This window comes from Bifidobacterium sp. SO4 (assembly GCF_018555355.1).
In the GTDB taxonomy this organism is placed as follows: Bacteria; Actinomycetota; Actinomycetes; order Actinomycetales; family Bifidobacteriaceae; genus Bifidobacterium; species Bifidobacterium miconisargentati.
Genome location: NZ_JAFEJP010000002.1, coordinates 18,326 through 38,155 on the forward strand (window position 1 = coordinate 18,326; position 19,830 = coordinate 38,155).

General features: G+C 64.9%; 15 protein-coding genes. 12 read left to right on the forward strand and 3 right to left on the reverse strand.

The window, feature by feature from the left end:
• Positions 1-130 precede the first annotated feature (130 nt).
• Positions 131-1,156 carry a PfkB family carbohydrate kinase gene (locus JS536_RS01560; RefSeq protein ID WP_109057922.1) on the reverse strand — a complete coding sequence of 342 codons (1,026 nt, stop codon included), beginning with the start codon at positions 1,154-1,156 and terminating at the stop codon, positions 131-133.
• Between the two features lie 248 nt (positions 1,157-1,404).
• On the reverse strand, positions 1,405-2,136 hold the full coding sequence (locus JS536_RS01565; protein WP_109057923.1) for a LysE family transporter: 732 nt from the start codon (positions 2,134-2,136) through the stop codon (positions 1,405-1,407).
• A gap of 239 nt (positions 2,137-2,375) precedes the next feature.
• Between JS536_RS01565 and JS536_RS01570 the strand changes: the two genes are divergently transcribed.
• The 4 genes from JS536_RS01570 to rsmD all read left to right on the forward strand — a co-directional run bounded on the left by JS536_RS01570 (position 2,376) and on the right by rsmD (position 7,686).
• A complete protein-coding gene (locus JS536_RS01570) occupies positions 2,376-3,851 on the forward strand; it encodes a PLP-dependent aminotransferase family protein (RefSeq protein ID WP_214355527.1) in 1,476 nt (491 codons plus the stop codon).
• Between the two features lie 195 nt (positions 3,852-4,046).
• Positions 4,047-4,241, forward strand: a complete 195-nt coding sequence (gene rpmB / locus JS536_RS01575) for a 50S ribosomal protein L28 (RefSeq protein ID WP_109057925.1) — start codon at positions 4,047-4,049, stop codon at positions 4,239-4,241.
• A gap of 179 nt (positions 4,242-4,420) precedes the next feature.
• The gene (locus JS536_RS01580; RefSeq protein ID WP_214355528.1) at positions 4,421-7,069 is read left to right on the forward strand and encodes an ATP-dependent DNA helicase RecG; all 2,649 of its coding nucleotides are present in this window, start codon (positions 4,421-4,423) and stop codon (positions 7,067-7,069) included.
• A 29-nt stretch (positions 7,070-7,098) separates the two neighbouring features.
• Positions 7,099-7,686, forward strand: a complete 588-nt coding sequence (rsmD, locus tag JS536_RS01585; RefSeq protein WP_214355529.1) for a 16S rRNA (guanine(966)-N(2))-methyltransferase RsmD — start codon at positions 7,099-7,101, stop codon at positions 7,684-7,686.
• A gap of 188 nt (positions 7,687-7,874) precedes the next feature.
• Here rsmD and trmD read toward each other — a convergent pair whose 3' ends face one another.
• Positions 7,875-8,804, reverse strand: a complete 930-nt coding sequence (gene trmD, locus JS536_RS01590; RefSeq protein WP_214355530.1) for a tRNA (guanosine(37)-N1)-methyltransferase TrmD — start codon at positions 8,802-8,804, stop codon at positions 7,875-7,877.
• A gap of 110 nt (positions 8,805-8,914) precedes the next feature.
• Between trmD and JS536_RS01595 the strand changes: the two genes are divergently transcribed.
• From JS536_RS01595 to JS536_RS01630, 8 genes are all read left to right on the forward strand, one after another.
• Entirely contained in the window at positions 8,915-10,606 is a 1,692-nt protein-coding gene (locus JS536_RS01595; protein ID WP_214355531.1) for a U32 family peptidase, read from the forward strand.
• 140 nt (positions 10,607-10,746) lie between these two features.
• Positions 10,747-11,730, forward strand: a complete 984-nt coding sequence (locus tag JS536_RS01600; protein WP_214355532.1) for a polyphenol oxidase family protein — start codon at positions 10,747-10,749, stop codon at positions 11,728-11,730.
• A 105-nt stretch (positions 11,731-11,835) separates the two neighbouring features.
• Positions 11,836-12,732: an IspD/TarI family cytidylyltransferase gene (locus JS536_RS01605; protein WP_214355533.1), complete on the forward strand. Its 897-nt coding sequence runs from the start codon at positions 11,836-11,838 to the stop codon at positions 12,730-12,732.
• Between the two features lie 108 nt (positions 12,733-12,840).
• Complete coding sequence (locus tag JS536_RS01610; RefSeq protein WP_214305060.1) at positions 12,841-13,518, forward strand: pyroglutamyl-peptidase I; 678 nt, start codon at positions 12,841-12,843, stop codon at positions 13,516-13,518.
• Positions 13,519-13,678: 160 nt separating this feature from the next.
• On the forward strand, positions 13,679-15,151 hold the full coding sequence (locus tag JS536_RS01615) for a cell division protein (protein ID WP_240544199.1): 1,473 nt from the start codon (positions 13,679-13,681) through the stop codon (positions 15,149-15,151).
• Positions 15,152-15,323: 172 nt separating this feature from the next.
• Positions 15,324-16,670, forward strand: coding sequence for a C1 family peptidase (locus JS536_RS01620; RefSeq protein ID WP_214355534.1), 1,347 nt, complete (start codon positions 15,324-15,326; stop codon positions 16,668-16,670).
• Positions 16,671-17,104: 434 nt separating this feature from the next.
• Positions 17,105-18,241 carry a 3-deoxy-7-phosphoheptulonate synthase gene (locus JS536_RS01625; RefSeq protein WP_109057935.1) on the forward strand — a complete coding sequence of 379 codons (1,137 nt, stop codon included), beginning with the start codon at positions 17,105-17,107 and terminating at the stop codon, positions 18,239-18,241.
• Between the two features lie 343 nt (positions 18,242-18,584).
• Complete coding sequence (locus tag JS536_RS01630; protein ID WP_346427448.1) at positions 18,585-19,520, forward strand: hypothetical protein; 936 nt, start codon at positions 18,585-18,587, stop codon at positions 19,518-19,520.
• Positions 19,521-19,830 lie beyond the last annotated feature (310 nt).

The following is a 19,830-nucleotide window of genomic DNA, read 5'->3' on the forward strand; positions in this document are numbered from 1 at the left end:
GCCGAGCCGTGAAGCGGGAAGCCCAGTGGGCTTCCCGTAAGCGAGGTAAACGACGCCCCTGTGGAGAAGACTCCCCTCAGTCACCTACGGTGACAGCTCCCCTCAAAGAGGGGAGCCGAGGTGATAATCGCTACTGCAGCAGGGCGGCGGCCTCGTCGTAGTCGGGGCATTGGGGCACGCCGTTGACGCTGTGCGCGATCGCCACGGACGTCGCGGCATTGGCCACCTTCACCGATTCCGCCAGATCACGCCCCTCGGCCAGCATGGCGCACATCGCGCCGGTGTGGCAGCCACCGGCCGAACGGGTGTGTACGGCCTTGGTGGGGAATCCCTCGATATGCGTGGTCTCGCCGCCTGGTTCGCGCACCCATGCGCCGCGAGAGCCCACACGCACCACCAGCGGGGCACGCAGCGTGGAGCCCAAACCGTCGCACAGCTGGTGCATGAAGTCGTCCAGTCCGCCGCCGATGGTCACCTTGCTGTCGTCGATCGGTGCGCCGAGGCGTTCGGCCAACGTCATGGCCTCCTGGCGGTTGCAGGACCAGATCGGGCGTGCGAGCACCAGATCCTCGAGCATGTGGTCGTTGACCAGCCGCAGTGTGTTGGTGGGGTTGATGACCAGCGTGTAGTCGCGCTTGGCCGGGTCGGTGCCGGCCTTGAGCAGGAAGCCGTCCACGCCGGTGGCCGTGTGGTCCATCAGCGTGTTGCCGCTGATGTGCACCACGTCGTTGGCCTGCGGCTCCAGCATCGCGAAGGTGTCCGCATCGCCGTGCGCCTCGGCGCCGTAGGAGGCGATGAAGGTCTTCTTGTGCGAATCGGTGGGCTCCTCGGCGCTCAGCACCACGCGGAAGCCGGAGTCCTCGTCCAGACGGTCCTGACCGATGTGCGTGATGCCGTTGTCCTGGAAGGACTGGCGGATGAAGTGCGCCCACAGGCCGTTGCCCAGGATGCCGGCATGCTCGGCCGGAACGCCCATGCGGCTGGCGGCCTCAAGCACGCGGTAGCTGCCGCCGATGGAGGGCTTGGGATGGTCGGCCACGGCGAATCCGCCTTGCGGTGGCACCTCGTCCACGTTCATCATGATGTCCACCCAGACCTGTCCCAAGGAAATCACGCTGGGCTGGTGGGTACCGATTCCACGCCGCAGATTCAACATCGCAGCCTCCTTCGTTGGAAAATCGAACGTCCTGGGCCCCTTCGTCCCTGACGTCTCTTATATGCAGATTATATGGGAGCGATGCGTGCGTGGAATGGACAAATCGCCGCGCATTATTGGATAAGCTGTATGGTTTACCGGTGTTTCAGGGGGATTTCAGGGAGGCTGTGGCTGGTGTGAATCGGCTCACAGCGGCCTCGTCGTGTTTGCGGCATGCATGTTTGCGCCGCGCTTGCGGTGTGACGCGCTCACAGCATGACGAGTGCGAAGTCCACCAGCAGCTTGACGCCGTACAGGGTGATGACGCCGCCGCACACGCGGTTGAGCACGTCGATGATCTTCGGGCTGAACTTGTGCGCGAAGGCGTTGACGATAAGCGTGACGCCGAGGAACCACAGCACGGAGGCCGTCTCGACGCCGGTGATGAACGGGGTGGTCTGGCCCGCGCTGAGGGTGGCGGCGAACGCGCCGAGCATCAGCGTGCCGTCGATGATGGCCTGCGGGTTGAACCAGGTGACGGCGCAGGCGGTGCCGATGGTGCTCAGCAGGCCGTGCATGCCGAGATGCTGAGCGGGTGCGGCGGTGGGCGCGACCGCGGCGGAGGCGTCCGCGCGGGCCGCGATTGCCGGCTGGGTGGACGCGGTGGTGCCGCTGACGGCTTCGGCACGTCCATTGCCGTCCGCTTCCTTGCCGGAACCGTGGCGCTTCGGCAACACCAGGCCCATGCCGATACGTACCACCACAAGTCCGCCCAGGCCCAGCACGATGGTCTCCAGCCAGGGGTGCGCCTGCATGAGCGCGCCGATGCCGAAGAAGCAGGAGAGCGAAAGGGCCATGTCGAAGCAGATGACGATGAGCGCGGTGATCAGGGCGTTGCGGCGCGTGCGTGTCAACGCCGAATTGATGACGAACAGGTTCTGCATGCCGATCGGCGCGATGTACGCCAGTCCCATCGTCAGTCCCTGAATGTACAGACCCATGATTCCGTTCCCTCTACCCTCTGTTTGGTTGGGTCATATTCACCCAACCAAAACCAGCCAAACCTTGTCCGGCTGGTTATTCGTTCTTGGATTACCTATGCCGGAAATCCCTTATGTTTCAATACTGTTGCTCTATGGTATGCAGTAGATTACACTTGGCAACCAGCCAAGTGATGCTTGTTGTACCCAACCAAATCTTCGGTAATGGTCGGGTGTTCATAGAGGGAGAGGAGCCGACCATGGCCCGTAGCGCACCGCTGGATATCGACTGGCGGCCGGACCGCGAGAGCGGCAAGCCGGTCACCGAGCAGATCGTCGACTACCTGTGCGGTCGCATCGCCTCCGGCGAGTGGCCCATCGGCTCCCGACTGCCCAGCCAACGCGCCATGGCAGAAAGATTCGGCGTGAACCGGTCCACCATCATCGCCGCCATCGAGGAACTGACCGATTACGGCATCGTGGAAGGGCGTCACGGCGCCGGCACGCGCATCGCCAGCAACACCTGGTCGCTGATGCTGTCCGGCGCACCGGATTGGGCGGACTATGTCTCCTCCGGATTCTTCAAGGCGAACAACGACACCATCCAGGCCATCAATAGGCTGGAATTCGATCCCGCCAAAGTAAGGCTCGGCACCGGCGAGCTCGACCCGAGGCTGTTCCCGCGCGACATGTGGCGGCGCGTGGCCCGCGAGGCGGCCGACGAAATCGACTCGCTCGGCTACCCGCCGCCCGAAGGCTTGGACGTGCTGCGCGAAGCCGTCGCCGTCCACATGAAGCAGTGGGACGTCGACTGCCGGCCTGAACAGGTGCTTATCTCCTCCGGTGCTCTTCAGGGGTTGCAGATGATCTCGATGAGCCTGCTGTCCGCCGGTTCGACCGTCTATGCCGAAGCGCCCAGCTACATCAAGTCGCTGCAGGTATTCCAGTCGGCCGGCATGAAGCTCGCCGGCGTGCCGATGGATGCCCGAGGACTGAATGTGGACGCGCTGCGCGGCGTATTGCCGGCCCCGGACGTTGTGCCGGGTGCTCCTGCACGGGGCGGCGCCGTGCTGTACACCATTCCGACGAACCACAACCCGACCGGCGTCACGATGCCCGCGGACCGCCGCCGCGCGCTAATCGATGCGTGCGTGGAGCGTCGCCTGCCCATCATCGAGGACTGCGCGTACCAGGATCTGGTGTTCGAGGGCGAGACCCCGCGGTCCCTGAAGACCTACGACAGCACCGGCATGGTCATCACTCTTGGCAGCGCCTCGAAATCGTTGGCGCCGGGCCTGCGCATCGGCTGGATTGTGGCCGACGAACGCATCGTGCACCGGCTGGCGGACGTCAAGATGCAGATGGACTACGGCGCGAGCACGCTCAGCCAATGGGTGTTCGCGCGATTCCTGACTTCCGGTCTGTACTCCGAATATCTGGACACGCTGCGTGCCGAGCTGCGCCGGCGCCGTGATGCGGCGCTGGGGACCCTGGACGGATTGTTCTCCGGCAGGGCGCATTGGAACGTGCCCCACGGCGGCTTCTACATTTGGCTCACCTTCGATGGGCCGGTAAAGATGGGCCGGCTGTTCCAGCGGGCCAGCGAGCGCGGCGTGCTGCTCAATCCCGGGGACATCTATGACTTCGAAAGCGACAATGCGCTGCGTCTGAGCTACGCCTACGTCACGCCTGAGGAGTTCGCGCGGGCCGCTGCCGTGCTCGCCGAACTGGTGTGAGCGGGTTCCGGTTCCGGTCCGAGCGTTGCCTTCCGGCGGTGCGTCGGACGCGCCGCGCGCGGCATGATACACGCAAGAGTTGCGGTTGTCAGTATTGAGCTGTATATTTGTGAAGTTGTGTGTTCGGCATGTCGGGTAACACCGCCGGTTGGACACGGAAAAGACTTGACACAACAAGGTTTAAGGGAGTCCATCATGGCAGCTCGTTGCGCAGTGTGCGGTAAGGGTCCGCAGACCGGTTACACCGTTTCCCATTCGCACCGTCGTACCAAGCGTAGCTTCCGCCCGAACCTGCAGTCTGTGCGCACCACGATCGACGGCGAGAACACTCGCCTGCGCGTGTGCGTCAATTGCCTCAAGGCCGGCAAGGTTCAGCGCGTGGCCGCGTGAATCGCGTACTAACGTACTACGTCTCAAAACCCGCTTGAGCTTCGGCTCGGCGGGTTTTGTTGTTTCCGCAGGTTTTCCGCGGTGCGGCAATTCGTGCACGGTGTGGTCGGAACCACACGGTGTGGTGGGTGAGGCCCCGGAAGAGGCGTGGACATCAAACTTCAATAGAATAGGCAGCTATGAGCATTACGTTGAGCACCGCACTGGGGTCGTTGATGACCAACAAGCGACGTGTGTCCGCGCTCAAATCATTGGGCGTCACCACGGTGGGCGACGCTCTGACCTACTATCCGTTCCGCGTCACCGATCCCGTACGTCTGCAGACCATCCGCGAGGCGCAGATCGGCCAGCAGATGGCGTTCGTGGCCACCGTGCGCGATGTGCGCGTGGTGCCCGGTCGCATGCTGCGCGTCATCGCCACCGTTGACGATGCCGATTTCGCACGAACCCGCAATATGCCCGGAGGCACGGCGCAACTCACATTCTTCGGTGGACGCAAGAACTACATCGATTGGGTGAGCATGCGGCTCAAATCAAGCCCGATGCTGGTGGTCTCAGGCACGCCCAGCGAATACATGGGCCAGCTGCAGTTCACGCATCCGGATTTCCTGACCGTGGCACCGCCCGCGCTCGCATCCGCTGCGGCAGCCGGTGCCAAACTCAAATACGACGCCGATTCCCTGGAGGATGCGGTACTGCGCGTCACCCGCCCGCGCCCGGTGTACCATGCCAGTTCACGCATCTCCTCGGCGCATATTCACGATACGATCCTGGGGCTGCTGTGGATGATGGGCGCGCGCACGTCGTCCATGCCCGAAGGACTGCCCGTCGCTGCCGGCGACAGTACGCTGCCGACGGGGAATGCGGGTGCCATCGCGCCGAGCATGGCAGAGGTCGGAATGGCTGGGACATCCGGAGTGCCCGGCACGACCGGAAGGTCCGAATCCGCACTTGTGGCGCCATCCACCGACGACATCGCCGTCCAATCCGGCGAATCCACCGCCGAATCCGGGGCCGACACACTCGAACGCGCCATCCCGGACATTCTGCCCGAGTCCATCCGTGCCGCCAAAGGCCTGATGCATCGTGCGGAGGCGTTCCTGGCCATTCACGACCCCGATTCCCGCGCCCGGTTCAACCAGGCCATCGAAACGCTGCGCTATGAGGAGGCGTTCGTCTCCCAGACCTCGCTGGTCAAGGCCCGGCAGCACGCGCACAAGTCGTCCGCGCATGCCTGCCCATTGATCGGTGCTGCAGCCGGTGCGGACAACGGCACCGGTGCCGCAGCCATCGTCGCCGATGCCAGCTTCAGCGGCAGCCACCCCGGCAACCTGCGCGACCGGTTTATCGCATCACTGCCTTTCACTTTGACCCGCGGCCAACGGCAGGTCATCGACGACATCGCCGCGGACCTGTCCCGCGACTGGCCCATGCAACGACTCCTGCAGGGCGAGGTGGGCTCCGGCAAAACCGTGGTGGCGCTCGCCGCCATGCTGCAGGCCGTGGGCGCCGGCTACCAGTCCGTGCTCGTGGCCCCCACGCAGGTGCTCGCCGAACAGCATTACGAGACGATCTCCCGCATGGTGGCGGGACTCGGCGAATCCGGCGGGGACATCCCCGTCACGTTGCTGACCGGTGGCATGAAACTCGCCGCCCGTCGCAAGGCGCTTGGGGTGGCGGCCAGCGGCGCGCCCGGCATCATCGTGGCCACGCATGCGGCGTTCTCCAAGACCTTCCAGGCGCCGCGTCTGGCGCTGGTGGTGATCGACGAGCAGCATCGCTTCGGCGTGGAGCAGCGCGAAAGCCTCAACGCCAAGGCGGACGACGGCACCACGCCGCACCTGCTGGTGATGACCGCCACACCCATTCCGCGCACCGCCGCCATGACCTGGTTCGGCGACCTCGACATCTCCTGGCTCACCGAGCTGCCCGGCGGCCGCAAGCCCATCCGCACCGTGGTGGTCAACGAGGCGGACGCGAACACGATGGGCCGCATGTTCGCGCACATCCGCGCGCGCATCGACGCGGGGGAGCGGGCGTACATCGTCTGCCCGCGCATCGACATGGACGAGGAGACTGGCGCATCCGGTACGTCCGGTGCGGGTTCGTCGTCCGCCGGCTCCCGGTCCTCGCGCGCATCCCGCGCCGGCAACGACATCGGCATCGACGACCCGTACGAAACCTACGACGACAACGGCGAGACCGTGGCCCGCCCGCCGCTGCATTCGGTGGAGGAGATCGCCGCGCGACTCCAGAAACTCCCGCAATTCCAAGGCATCCCGTTCGCCACGCTCACCGGCCGGGACAAGGACGACGTGAAAACCGAGGTCATGGCCGGCTTCGACTCCGGTGCGACTCCGGTGCTGGTCTCCACCACGGTCATCGAGGTGGGCGTGGACGTCAAGCAGGCCAGCTGCATCGTGATCTTCGACGCCGACCGGTACGGCCTGTCCCAGCTGCACCAGCTGCGTGGTCGCGTGGGGCGTGGCGGCACCAATTCGTGGGCGTTCCTCATCTCGCGTGCCGAGCCCGGCTCGGTGGCCGAACAGCGGCTGGAAGTGATCCATCATTCGCTGGACGGTGCCGAAATCGCCCAGGCCGACCTGGAGTTCCGCGGTGCCGGCGACGTGCTGGGCGACGCCCAATCCGGCGGCAAATCGAGCCTGAAGCTGCTGCGCGTGGTTAAGGACGCCGACCTGATCGCCGACGCCCGCGCCCGCGCCGAGCAACTGCTGGCCGCGGACCCCGACCTGTCCGGTGAAGTGCAGTTGGCCGGGGCCGTGGTCGACTTCACCCGCGGCAACGAGACGTTCCTGACCTCCAGCTGAAGCCGTGACGTGCGGTTAAGCTAGTGCCCATGCGCGTAATTTCCGGACGATTCAAGGGCGTGGCGCTCGCCACCCCGAAAACAGGCACCCGTCCCACCACGGACCGTACCAAGGAGGCCATCTTCTCCCACCTCGACTCATGGGGCGTGCTGGACGACGCCCGCGTGCTGGACCTGTTCGCGGGCACGGGCGCGCTCGGCATCGAGGCGTTGAGTCGTGGCGCACGGGAGCTCGTGGCGGTGGAGAGTTCGCGCCCGGCCGCGGCGCTCATCGCCAAGACGATCGCCCAGCTGCAGCGCAACCGTTCGTGGAGCCCGGAGCTCAAGGCCCGCGTGCTCGCTAAGAAGGCCGAGGTGGTGGCTGGTGGCTTCGGCGAACCGTTCGACGTGATCTTCATCGACCCGCCCTACGCCTTCGAGACCGCCGCGTGCAACCAGCTGCTGGCCGATCTGGCCGCCGGAACCGCCACCAATGACCGCACGGTAATCATGCTGGAGCGTTCGGTGCGCTCCGACGCCCCCGCTGCCCCGGAAGGGTGGGAGATCACCGAAAGCCGCAACTACGGCGAGACCGCCGTGTTCTACATCGAGCCGATTGCCGACGACCAAGCCGAGTGACGGCTCCCGCGTGATGCAGCCGTACATGATGTAGGGAATTTCACATGATGTAGGGATGCGAAATCGAGGATTGGCGGAAAATGGCCGTTTTCCGTCCCTACACCATGGAGGATTCCCTACATCATGGGCAAATCCCTACATCATGGGCGCCTTGAACGTTCTTGTGCCCGTGCGGTAGGGCGAGCCGTTTATTCGCCCAGCTTGCGCGGATGGGCGGCGGAAACCTCCCAGCCCAGCGCCATCAGCGTCTTGCGGTCGGCCTTGTCCAACGCCTTGCAATCCAGCTTGGCGATGAGGTCCGGGCGAATCTCGTTGGTGCGGGCCAACGCCTCGTCGCGGCGGAAGCGGTCCACCTTGCCGTGGTCGCCGGAGAGCAGCACGTCCGGCACCGCAAGCCCGCGCCACGTGGCCGGCTTGGTGTACTGGCGGTGCTCCAGCAATGCGCCCTCGCCGGTGTACGACTCCTCCACGATCGAATCGGGATTGCCCATGAACCCCGGCATCAGGCGGGTGATGGCCTCCAGCATCACGGATACCGCCACCTCGCCGCCGTTGAGCACGTAGTCGCCGATGGAATACTCGCGCACGTCGATGCCCTGCGCGCGGTAGTAGTCGGGAATGCGCGAATCGTAGCCCTCGTACCGGCCGCAGCCGAACAGCAGATGGTCGGCATGGCTGAGCTCGGTGGCGTCGCGCTGGGTGAACAGCGGGGCGGACGGATTCGGGAAGATGAGCACCGGGGCGTCGTGGGTTTCGGCGGCATTTTCCGCGGTGATATCGGCAGGTACGCCGTCCGACTCATCGGACACGGTAGCGTCAGTAGAATCGGCGATCGTCGCGGAATCATCGGCGTCCGACGTGCGCTCCGTTTCGCCGACGGTCGCGGGCTGCAATCCCAGCAGATCGTCCAGACACTCCGCCCACACCTCGGGCTTCATCACCATGCCGGCGCCGCCGCCCACCGGGGTATCGTCCACCGAATGATGCACGTCATGGGTCCAGTCGCGCAGGTTGTGCGCGGTGATGTCCAGCAGACCCTTGGCCTGCGCCTTGCCCATGAGGCTCAGGCCAAGCACGTCGAAGTATTCGGGGAACACGCTCACGATATCGATCTTCATGCGCTCCAGCCTACCGTCCGCCCCGCCCGCGCCGCGGCCCGACGGCACCCGCTCCGCAGTCCGCCGCATTACACGGCCACCACTACACTATTGCGGTGATGAATACGACGATGAACCTCCCCACACGAAAGAAGCCCGAAGTGCTGGCGCCCGCCGGCAACCTGAGAGGCCTCAAAACCGCCGTGGACTACGGCGCCGACGCGGTCTACTGCGGCGGCAAGGCCTTCGGCATGCGCTCGGCGCCCAAGAACCTGAGCCTCGAGGACTTCGAGGAGGGCTCCCGCTACGCCCACGAGCACGGCGCCCGCGTGTACGTGACCTGCAACGTGCTGCCGCGCAACAACGAGGTCGAGGCCCTGCGCGAATACGTAGGCCAGCTCAAGGACACCGGCGTGGACGCGCTGATCGTCTCGGACATCGGCGTGATGCTCATGGCGCGCCAGGTGGCCCCGAACCTGGAGCTGCACGTCTCCACCCAGGCCGGTGTGACCAACTACCAGGCCGCCAACGCCTTCTACGAGCTCGGCGCCCGCCGTGTGGTGCTGGCCCGCGAGATGGACCTGCAGGCCGTGCGCGACATCCGTGCCAACATCCCGGACGACCTCGACATCGAATGCTTCGTCCACGGCGCCATGTGCATGGCCTTCTCCGGCCGCTGCCTGTTCTCCAACTACCTGACCGGCCGTGACGGCAACCACGGCGAATGCGCCCAGCCCTGCCGCTGGAAGTACTCGATTGTGGAGGAGAAGCGCCCCGGCCAGTACTTCCCGATCGAGCAGACCAAGGATGGCGCCTACCTGTTCAACTCGCAGGACATGAACATGCTGGAGCACCTGGACGACCTCATCGACTCCGGCGCCACCAGCCTCAAGATCGAGGGCCGAGCCAAGAGCGCGTACTACATCGCCGCCATGACCAACGCCTACAAGACCGCGGTCAACGAATACATGATCCAGCGCGGCTTCGAAACCGCCGACGGCACCGTCCTGAAGCCCTTCCGTGACCGCGTGATCCGCCCGTCCGACCCCGACTTCGCCGAGGCGATGGCCGCGGTCGGCGAGGATCAGGTGATGCGCAACGCCGACGCCGCCTTCTCCGGTGTGTCCGATGAGGGTTACGAGCAGCTTGGTGCGGCGGAGGCGAACGCCGCAAACGACGGTGTCGCCGAGCGTCAACCGGTTACGATTGCGTCCGAGCCGGACAAGTCGCAGGATGCTGCCGCCGACGTCTCCGCCACCCCCGCGACTTCCGCGTCCGCGAAGTCCGGCCCGCTGAACGAGCCTGACAACCTGAGCTACCACGCCCGCTCCACGCGCCGCAAGTCCAACACCGCGGCCGAGGAGATCACGACCGACTGGAAGCATGCGGCCGTCCGCCCCGCCCCGCACGTCACGCTGCCCGCATGGTTGATCGACGAGCCGGACAAGGTGGCCCACCGCGACTACTCCACCGGCTTCTACTACCCGGAGCACAAGGTGACGCAGAACACCGACCGCTCCGCCTACTTCCGCTCCTGGATGGTGGTGGGCGAGGTCCTGAGCTGGAGCTCCGACGAGGGCGGTCGCGTCACGCTGATGAGCCGCAACAAGATCGAGCCCGGCCAGCAGGTCGAGTTCCTCCTGCCCGGTTCGCAGCCGTTGGCCTACACCGTGCCCGCGAGCGGCCTCAAGGACGCGGACGGCGTGCCGGTCCCCGCCATCAACAACCCGGCGCACGTGTTCTCGATGCCCTGCCCGCATCAGGTGCCGATCAACGCCGCCATCCGCTCGCGCACCAAGCGCCCCACCCTCAAAGCCGAATAGTCCTTCCTGGCTCTCTTCCGGAAAGAACACTGAACCGATAGCTCTTTCTGGCTCCCCTCGCCGAGGGGAGCTGCCCGCACCCGCGGGCTGAGGGGAGCCCGTCTCACCCATAAGGAATCCTCCCCAGAAAGCCGCATACCATGCCCGAATACAGCGACGAAATCATCGACTCCAACGCCATCAGCTCCACCGACAAGGCAGGCCGGCCAATCCCGGTGACCATCCCGATCGCTCTGGCCCCCGGCATCACCGTGGTCTACACCACCCGTCTCGGCGGCCTGAGCACGGGCGACTGGGGCAACCTCAACCTCGGCGGCAAGTCCGGCGACGACCCGGAAGCCGTGCTCTCCAACCGTCTGGCCCTCGCCGAGGCGGTCGGCGCCCCGCTCTCCCTGGTCTCGCAGGTCCACTCCGGCGTGGCCGTGGATGTGGATGACGTGTACGAGTCCAACGCCCCGTTCGGCTTCGACGCCTCCGGCACCAAGGGCGTCGACCCGGACACTGTGACCGTGCTGGAAGCGGACGGCCAGGTCACCTCCCAAGCCGGCATCGCCCTGGGCATGTTCGCCGCCGACTGCCTGCCGGTGCTCATGGCCGACCCCGTCACCGGCATCATCGGCGCCGCGCACTGCGGCCGTCGCGGCCTGGAGAAGGGCATCATCGGCGCCACCGTGGAACTCATGAAGCTCAAGGGAGCGGCCCCCGAGAACATCATCGCCACGCTCGGCCCGCGCATCTGCGGCGACTGCTACGAGGTGGGCGACGAGATCGCCGACACCTTCATCAAGCGCTTCCCGCTGACCAAGACCACCACCCGCTTCGGCGGCGCCGGCATCGACATCGCCGAAGCCGCGATGATCGACCTGGCCTTCGCCGGCGTGCATCAGGTGGTCGACTCCATGCCGCGCGTCCACGCCGCCACCGAATACCTGGAGGAGGACGCCGAGCTCGCCGAACTGTGCCGCACCGACGGCGAAGGCCCCGCCTCGCTCGCGGAACGCATCGGCTCCATCAACCGCAGCATGTGCACGCTCGAAAACCCGCTGTGGTACTCCCACCGCCGCGCCGCGCTCGCCGGCAAGCCCCACGAAGGCCGCCTGCTGGCCCTCGTCGTGCGTCAGTAGCGTCCGATTGCGGTACGGCCGATGGGGCGTGGTCCGCGAGCACATTCCGTGGAGAACGTGTGACGCGGGTCACGCTCGGGCAGCCCTCACCCTACGGTGGTGCCTATGACTGAGAGAGCATCCGATATTCCCGTTGACGCCACGACCGGCATCGCCGCCGGTTCCGAACCCGCAGCCGAGCAGCCCGCTCCGGCCGTACGCCCGGCGCAGCACGTGCCGGTGGTGGCCGTGGTGCTGGCCGCGGGCTTCGGCACCCGATTCGATCCGGACAACCCCAAGCAGCTGGTCTCCGTGGGTGGCAAGCCCATCGTGTGCTGGAGCATCGAGGCCTTCGAACGTTGCGAGCGCGTGAGCGACATTGTGGTGGTGGTCAACGCCAAGGTGCGCGGCACGGTCGAATCGCTGATCGACGAGCAGGGGTACGGCAAGGTCCGCATCGTGATCGACGGTGGCGCCGAGCGTGTGGACAGCACCGCCGCCGCGCTGGACACGCTCGCGGCCGCCGGCATTCCGGGCGACGCCAAGATCCTCATCCACGACGCCGTCCGCCCGTTCGTGGAGCAGTCCGCCATCGACGGCTCCATCGACGCGCTCGACCAGTTCAAGGCCGCCACCGTGGCCTTCGCGTCCACCGACACCATCCTGCTCACCCAGGATCTGGGCGATCTCAAGGTGATTCGCTCGGTGCCGGACCGCACGGACTCCTACCGCGCGCAGACCCCGCAGTCGTTCCGCTTCGCCACCATTCGTCACGCCTACGAGCTGGCCGCCGCCGACCCGGACTTCCACCCCACGGACGATACGCGCGTGGTGGTCGACTACCTGCCGGACGAACCCGTGGCCATCGTGGCCGGTTCGGAGACGAACCTCAAGGTCACCACGCTGGCGGACATCCCCACAGCCGAACGCATCGCCGAGGAGATCCTGGGCCGCGACCCCAAGGAGGAGGCCCGCGCCCGCATGCACGCGCTCCTCGCGCAGGCCGCCGGACAGCTGCGATAATCCCCGGTTGATTCCGGGCGTCCCGATGCGTGACGGGCCTGCCGGAGCGCGGGCTCTCGCCGGCCGGGCTTCCGCCGCCCCAGCGTGGCGGACGCTAGACTTAGGCGTATGCGTGAACTCAATGTGGTGATCTCCGGTTTCGACCAGTACGAGGGCGTGGACGTCAATCCTGCCGTCGAAGTGCCCAAGGCCCTTGCCGAGCAGGGGCTGGGCGCCGCCGGCGGCCCGGACGACCCGTTCGACCAGGTCACGGTGAACATCCACGCCGTCAGCCTGCCGGTGAGCTTCGCCAAGGCATGGCCCACCCTGCTGGAGAGCATCGAGGCCGTGCATCCCAACATCGTCATCGCCACAGGCCTCAAGCACGCGGCCCGCAGCGTGATGTTGGAGCGCTGCGCCACCAACCTCATGGACGCGGCCAAGCCGGACGCGGACAACGTCATTCCCCGCCGCGAGCCCATCGACCCGGACGGTCCGGCCGCCTACTGGACGCGCCTGCCGCTCAGGTCGATCCTCAAGGATTTCGCCGCCGACTCGATTCCCGCCTCCCTGAGTTCGGACGCCGGCACCTTCGTATGCAATTCGCTGTTCTACAACCTGCTCAACTGGATGTCCGCGCAGGATCGCGTGCTCGGCGGATTCGTGAGCTTTCCGCTGATCGGGCCGGCCCACTCCAGCCAGCACGGCCTGCCGCTGGACCAGCAGATCGCCGCCGGCCGCGACGTGGTGCGCGAGGCCGTGCGCTACTATCTCAAGCCCTCCAGTTCCGACATCCTCATTGCGTGACTGGTGCTGTTTTTCGCCGTTGCGCGCCCCGGAATAGAACAGGGTTCGCACGCATTGTAACGATTGCAGAACGCATGGCGCGTGCCGCCGTGACTATGCGCTACAGTGCATGGAGTACGCGCCAAGGGGCGCATGCGTTGGGCGAAAGGAAAATACAGCCATGGTGGATCGTTTCCCGGTGGTGCTGCGTGGATATGACAAGGACAAGGTAGATGCGGCCTTCGATGCCGCCCAGGAAAGCATGAACCGGGCCCAGCAGACGCTGGCCAGCATGCGCGAGCAGATCGCGGCGGACGATGACCGCATCCTGCAGCTCCAGGCCCAGCTGCAGGAGGAGAAGAACAAGAAGCCGGAAGGCAACACGTTCGCCTCCCTCGGTGCGAACGCCCAGCAGATGCTCGCCTCCGCCGAACAGACCAGCGCCGAACTGCTCGAACGCGCCAAGCAGGACGCCTCCGCCACCCGCACCAGCGCCCAGGCGCAGGCCGAAACCCTCATCAACAACGCCAAGCTGGACGCCAAGCACATCGTGGACGACGCCAACGCCAAGGCCACCTCCATCCTGACGAACGCCAACAATCAGGCCCAGTCCGTCACCACCTCGGCCAACGAGGACGCCGCCCAGCTGCGCGCCCGCACCGCCAAGGACGTGGCCGAGCAGCGCCAGACTGTGGAGCTGGAGCTCAGCAACGCCCGCGAGGAGCACAACAAGAAGCTCGCCTCCGAACGCTCCACCCAGGAGCGTGAGATCGCCGACATGAAGGCGGAGGCCACGCGCAAGGTGGCCGAACTGCGCAAGAGCGCCAATGAGGAGATCGCCAAGCTCAAGTCCGATTCCAACGACCAGATCGAGGCGGCGCTCGCCGAGGCCAACAAGAAGCTGGCCGACGTGCGCGAGCAGGTCTCCAAGATGATGACCGAGGCCCAGCGCAAGGCCGGCGAGATCACCGACACCGCCAAGGCCAAGGCCCAGGAGATCACCGACGAGGCCGAGGTGAACCGCACCACCACCATGAGCAAGGTCAACGCCGAGGTGGAGCAGATTCGCAAGGACATCGCCGCCCAGCAGGACGAGGCCACCAAGAAGGTCAACGAGCTGCTGGCCCACCTTGAGGAGAGCCGCGCCGCCGCCAAGAAGGAGGCGGACGAGCTCATCAGCCAGGCCAAGGCCACGCGCGAGGACGCGGACGTGTACGCCGCCGCCAAGCGTCAGGAGGCGGACGACCAGGCCGCCGCCATCGTGCATAAGGCCGGCGAGGACGCGGATGCCCAGATCGAGGAGCGTCGCACCGCGGCCCAGAGCGAGCTGGACGGCCTGACCAAGCACATCAACGAGCTGCAGCAGCGCGAGTCCGCCATCACCCAGCGTGTCTCCGAACTGCGCGCCATGTTCTCCCAGGCGTTCGCCGGATTCGCGTTCGCCGATCCCGCCGCGGCCGCCGGCAAGCAGGGTGCTGCGCCGGCCGCCACCGTTCCGCTGCCGGTGGTCAACCCGGTTCCCGGCGAGGCCGAGGATGATGGTCGGTCCGCTGACTCCCCGGACAAGGGCGAGGACGGGCCTCAGGGCGATGCCGCCGCGCAGGACGGCGGCGAGGAATCCACTCAGGCCATCCCCCAGAACACCCAGAACTGATTCCCGGTCTGCGGCTTCCCTGTAGCGGCCCATCCACAATGACAAGCCATCGATTAGACTACTAACGGCAAGAATTGCGGCATCTGTGCTCCGGCCAGATGCCGCATTTATATGCTTGCGAACGGTGAATTGAGTATGCGCCACAAGCGCACCAATCCAAAAAGGAGCAGACATGAGTGAATTGACGCCGCTGACCGGCGACGCACTGAACGCCCTGCGCGGCGAATTCGATGCCGACGGCACCAATCGTATGGCCATGAACGCGGTGACCGCGGCCGGCATCGACAAGGTGGCCCGCAACTACGACCGCGCCCGCCTGATGCAGCGCCGCTTCTCCACCATCGTGGACAACGGCGAGGCCACCCACCAGGATCGCTCCGGCCGCTGCTGGCTGTTCAGCTCGCTGAACGTGGCCCGCTTCATCGCCAAGAAGAACATGAACCTCAAGGAGTTCGAGTTCTCCCAGAACTACGCGATGTACTTCGACAAGCTCGAGCGCGTCAACTACTTCCTCAAGGACGTGGCCGGCCTCGTGGCCGCCGGCGAGCCCGCCGACTCCCGTCTGATGCAGCACCTGCTCGCCGACGTGATGGGCGACGGCGGCCAGTGGACCATGGCCATGAACGTGTACAAGAAGTACGGCGCGGTGCCGAAGGACCTGTTCCCGGAGACCGCCTCCTCGATGAACACCGGCGAGATGAACACCCAGCTGCGCCACATGCTGCACACCGCCGTGGCCCACCTGTACGCCGCCAAGGGCGATGCCGGTAAGACCGAGGAGATCATCGCCGAGGCCACCGCCGCCGGCCACCGCATCCTGACCATCCACCTGGGCGAGCCGCCGGTCTCCTTCGACTGGGAGTGGACCGACAAGGACGGCGAGTTCCACCGCGACGGCGAGATCACGCCGGTCGAGTTCTGGAACAAGTACGTGGGCCCGGCCGGCCTCGAGGACTACGTGTGCCTCGTGGACGACCCGCGCGCCGAGCACGCCAAGGGCAAGAAGATCGGTATCGAGCACTTGGGCAACGTCGCCGGCGGCGACGCCACCGAGTACCTTAACGTGCCGAACCAGTTCATGAAGGACTGCGTGCGCAAGATCCTGGTCGAGCAGGGCATCCCGGTGTGGTTCGGCGCCGACTGCCACCCGTTCATGGACCGTGAGAACGGCGCCTGGGCCACCGATCTGTTCGAGTACGGCCGCGTCTACGACGTTGACTTCGACCTCGACAAGGAAGCCCGCGTGCGCTTCGCCGATTCCGCGATGAACCACGCCATGGCCTTCGCCGGCGTGGACGTGGCCGACGACGGCACCACCACCCGCCGCTGGCGCGTGGAGAACTCCTGGGGCACCAAGATCGCCGACAAGGGCTACTTCACCATGTCCGACGACTGGTTCACCGAGTACGTCTACGAGGTCGCCGTCCCGAAGACCATGCTCCCCGAGGAGTACCAGAAGGCCCTCGAAGAGCCCGCCACCATGCTCCCGGCATGGGATCCGATGGGAGCGCTGGCCTGACCTCGTCAGGCCAGCGCTAGAAGCCGGAAGTAGAAAACAGTCCAGTGGACTGTTTTCCCGGCTTCCCGGCCGACAGGCCGGTAGCTCCCACTTGGGGATGGCGTAAACCGAAGCGCTCCTGAGCCGGCATTCCTTAATTGCTCGGTTCTCCGGCTCCCCCTCTCTGAGGACATTGCCGTGAAGCAAACAGCAGAGCTGTTTGTAGGCAATGTGCGAGACGACAGTCGAGCTAGCGAGACGAGAACGAAGTTCGTCCCTAATTGCGGATGAGCTGTCAGCGAAGCTGACTGAGGGGAGCATTTCCAGCCTCATCAACGCCCACAACGGCCGTCCGTTTCACGAAACGGGCGGCCGTTTCCATATCCCCGCGTCCACAGGTACACTTACGCCTTTGTATGCCTATCGATACGTCAACACAAGAGAGGAGAGTCGGCATGGCAGCACTTCGTGGTCCGGATAGTTCCGAGGACGAACGTCGTTTGGGGGAGCAGGCCGTCTTTCCGGAGACGGTCGATGTCAACATCCGTCAGCTCGACCCGATTCCCGCGCCGCGCGCCTTCCTCAAGGAGCAGCCGCTCACGGACGAGATGAGCGATCTGGTGCTCCACTCGCGCCAGGAGATCCGCGACGTCCTCAACGGCCGCGACGACCGACTGCTCGTCATCGTGGGCCCCTGCTCGATCCACGATCCCAAGGCCGCGCACGAGTACGCCGAAAAGCTCGCCGCCGTCAAGCGCGAGCTTGAGGACCGTCTCGTCATCGTCATGCGCGTGTACTTCGAGAAGCCGCGCACCACCATCGGCTGGAAGGGCCTGATCAACGACCCCGACCTGGACGGCCGCTTCAACATCCGCAAGGGCATGTGGCTGGCCCGCAAGGTGCTCACCGACGTGCTGAGCCTCGGCCTGCCCGCCGCCACCGAATGGCTCGACCCCATCACCCCGCAGTACATCTGCGACGCCATCAGCTGGGGCGCCATCGGCGCGCGCAACACCGAAAGCCAGGTCCACCGCGAGCTCGCCTCCGGCCTGTCCATGCCGGTGGGCTTCAAGAACTCCACCGACGGCTCCATCAAGGCCGCCGCCGATTCCTGCTTCACCGCGGGCTTCGAGCACCATTTCCTGTCCATCAACCTGGACGGCCGCGTGATCTCCGCCGAGACCAAGGGCAACCCGGACTGCCATCTGGTGCTGCGTGGCTCCAGCTCCGGTCCGAACTACGACGCCGAATCCGTCCGTGAGGCACTTGAGGCCCTGCGCGCCTCCAAGGCGTCCGGCCCCAGCGAGCACGGCCTGGTCATCGACGCCGCGCACGGCAACTGCGGCAAGGACGAGAACCGCGAGGCCGAGGTGATCGAGGAGATCGCCGAGCGTCTGGCCGCCGGCGAACAGGGCATCACCGGCGTGATGATGGAAAGCTTCCTCAAGGGCGGCCACCAGAAACCCGCCCCGCTCGACCAGCTGGTCTACGGCCAGTCCGTGACCGACGCCTGCGTGCCGTGGGACCGCACCAACGAGCTCCTGCACACGCTCGCCGACGCCGTCACCGCGCGCCGCGCCGCCGCGAGGTAATCCGCATCTCCGGCATCATCCTTAACTTTTCAGAAGCGTCCATCGTCTTATTGGCGGTGGACGCTTTTTGTTGGTGCTTGGTTGCCGCCCAAGGATGACAAGGTTCTTGGTCTGCCGGTGGTGTTAAGGCCCCACGTGAAGTGCTCGAGCTTCGGGCTGGTTTTACTGATTGGAACTTCCGTAGAGTTCGGAACCTGTCGAGTTGTCCACACTGTTGGGCTGGTCTCTGACTTATCCACCGATATGACGTGAAACGCCCCGTCGAGTTATCCACATTTCCCGGCTGCCCTTGTGCCACGCGCCGCAATATGCCTAGCGTCGAACCATGAAGGAACACAAAGCAGTGACCGCACTCCTGCGCGCGGCGGAACGGGAGTGTCGTTGCGCCTACGGGAGTGACCGGGCACAACGCATGGCCCTGAAACGCAGGGAATGTGCCGGCGAATTGATATCTCCCTACCGTGGCCTGTATTCCGCGCAGACATATTGGCATAATCTCGGCACCGAGCAACGGTCGTTGCATGTCATACGGGCTTTGGCTTGTAAGCATCCCCAATGGGTGTTTGCGGAGTTGAGCGCCGTCTGCCTCTATGGGCTGCAGCACGCAAACGCCTTGCATGATGGAACCGTGTGTATCGCATCGTCGGGCGGTGTCGGTGGGCATGACGAACCCCGACTCAGACGCTTTTATATGAATCGTGTTCCGAAGCGCACCTGTAAGGGGATTTTTGTCACGTCGCCGGAACGTACTTTGATTGATTGCGCGGAGCGGCCATTCGTCCAAGCGCTGGCAATATATGATTCCGCGCTAAGAATCGGTTTGACGACGGTGAATGCAATCGGCTCGGCGGCGGTGCAGGCCGTGTGCGATCAGCAGGCGGTGTCGAGGTTGTTGCGATATGCGGATTCGCGCAGTGAAAACGGCGGCGAATCCCTGATGCGCGGCATTATGATCGACCAAGATTTCGCGGTGCCGCTGCTGCAGCGGGAATTTGAGAATCCATACAATCGGTCCATGCCATATCGGGCGGATTTCTGCTGGAAACTTGCCGATGGGCGCATTATCGTGGCGGAATACGATGGTATGGCCAAATACGCCGATGTCAGCAACCCAAACCGTGCAAGCTTCCAGGCAAAAATGGAATATGAACGCCGACGAGAGCAGGACCTGAAAAGTCAGGGCGTTACCGTGATCGTTCATGTAGTGTTCGAAGAGCTGATGTCACCTTCGAAATTGGAGAACAAACTCATAAACGCCGGAGTTCCTAAGATTCGATGAGGATATAACGAGCTGTGACGTGAAATCTATTCAACGTCAACGGGTTTGTTCGGCCAAGACCGGTATGGTTCCTGTTTTTGATTGGCTCTGTTAAACCAAGATTGACATGAATCCTATATTCCTTGGTTCTCTCCTGTCAGGGGAGCTGGCAGCGAAGCCGACTGAGGCGTAATCCAATGGAATTCATGTCAATCTTGGTCTAACAGAGCCTTTTGATTCCCCTCTCGGAGGAGCCGCTGGCGAGAAGCCAGCTGGGAGCTAGCCCGGCAAACTTGGATTGACAAGGCTTATCGTCATGCTGTGATTATGA

Bases quoted from the DNA above. Each gene is read 5' to 3' on its own strand.
- JS536_RS01560 (WP_109057922.1), bottom strand. From the start codon at position 1,156: ATGTTGAATCTGCGGCGTGGAATCGGTACCCACCAGCCCAGCGTGATT.
- JS536_RS01565 (WP_109057923.1), bottom strand. From the start codon at position 2,136: ATGGGTCTGTACATTCAGGGACTGACGATGGGACTGGCGTACATCGCG.
- JS536_RS01570 (WP_214355527.1), top strand. From the start codon at position 2,376: ATGGCCCGTAGCGCACCGCTGGATATCGACTGGCGGCCGGACCGCGAG.
- rpmB (WP_109057925.1), top strand. From the start codon at position 4,047: ATGGCAGCTCGTTGCGCAGTGTGCGGTAAGGGTCCGCAGACCGGTTAC.
- JS536_RS01580 (WP_214355528.1), top strand. From the start codon at position 4,421: ATGAGCATTACGTTGAGCACCGCACTGGGGTCGTTGATGACCAACAAG.
- rsmD (WP_214355529.1), top strand. From the start codon at position 7,099: ATGCGCGTAATTTCCGGACGATTCAAGGGCGTGGCGCTCGCCACCCCG.
- trmD (WP_214355530.1), bottom strand. From the start codon at position 8,804: ATGAAGATCGATATCGTGAGCGTGTTCCCCGAATACTTCGACGTGCTT.
- JS536_RS01595 (WP_214355531.1), top strand. From the start codon at position 8,915: ATGAACCTCCCCACACGAAAGAAGCCCGAAGTGCTGGCGCCCGCCGGC.
- JS536_RS01600 (WP_214355532.1), top strand. From the start codon at position 10,747: ATGCCCGAATACAGCGACGAAATCATCGACTCCAACGCCATCAGCTCC.
- JS536_RS01605 (WP_214355533.1), top strand. From the start codon at position 11,836: ATGACTGAGAGAGCATCCGATATTCCCGTTGACGCCACGACCGGCATC.
- JS536_RS01610 (WP_214305060.1), top strand. From the start codon at position 12,841: ATGCGTGAACTCAATGTGGTGATCTCCGGTTTCGACCAGTACGAGGGC.
- JS536_RS01615 (WP_240544199.1), top strand. From the start codon at position 13,679: ATGGTGGATCGTTTCCCGGTGGTGCTGCGTGGATATGACAAGGACAAG.
- JS536_RS01620 (WP_214355534.1), top strand. From the start codon at position 15,324: ATGAGTGAATTGACGCCGCTGACCGGCGACGCACTGAACGCCCTGCGC.
- JS536_RS01625 (WP_109057935.1), top strand. From the start codon at position 17,105: ATGGCAGCACTTCGTGGTCCGGATAGTTCCGAGGACGAACGTCGTTTG.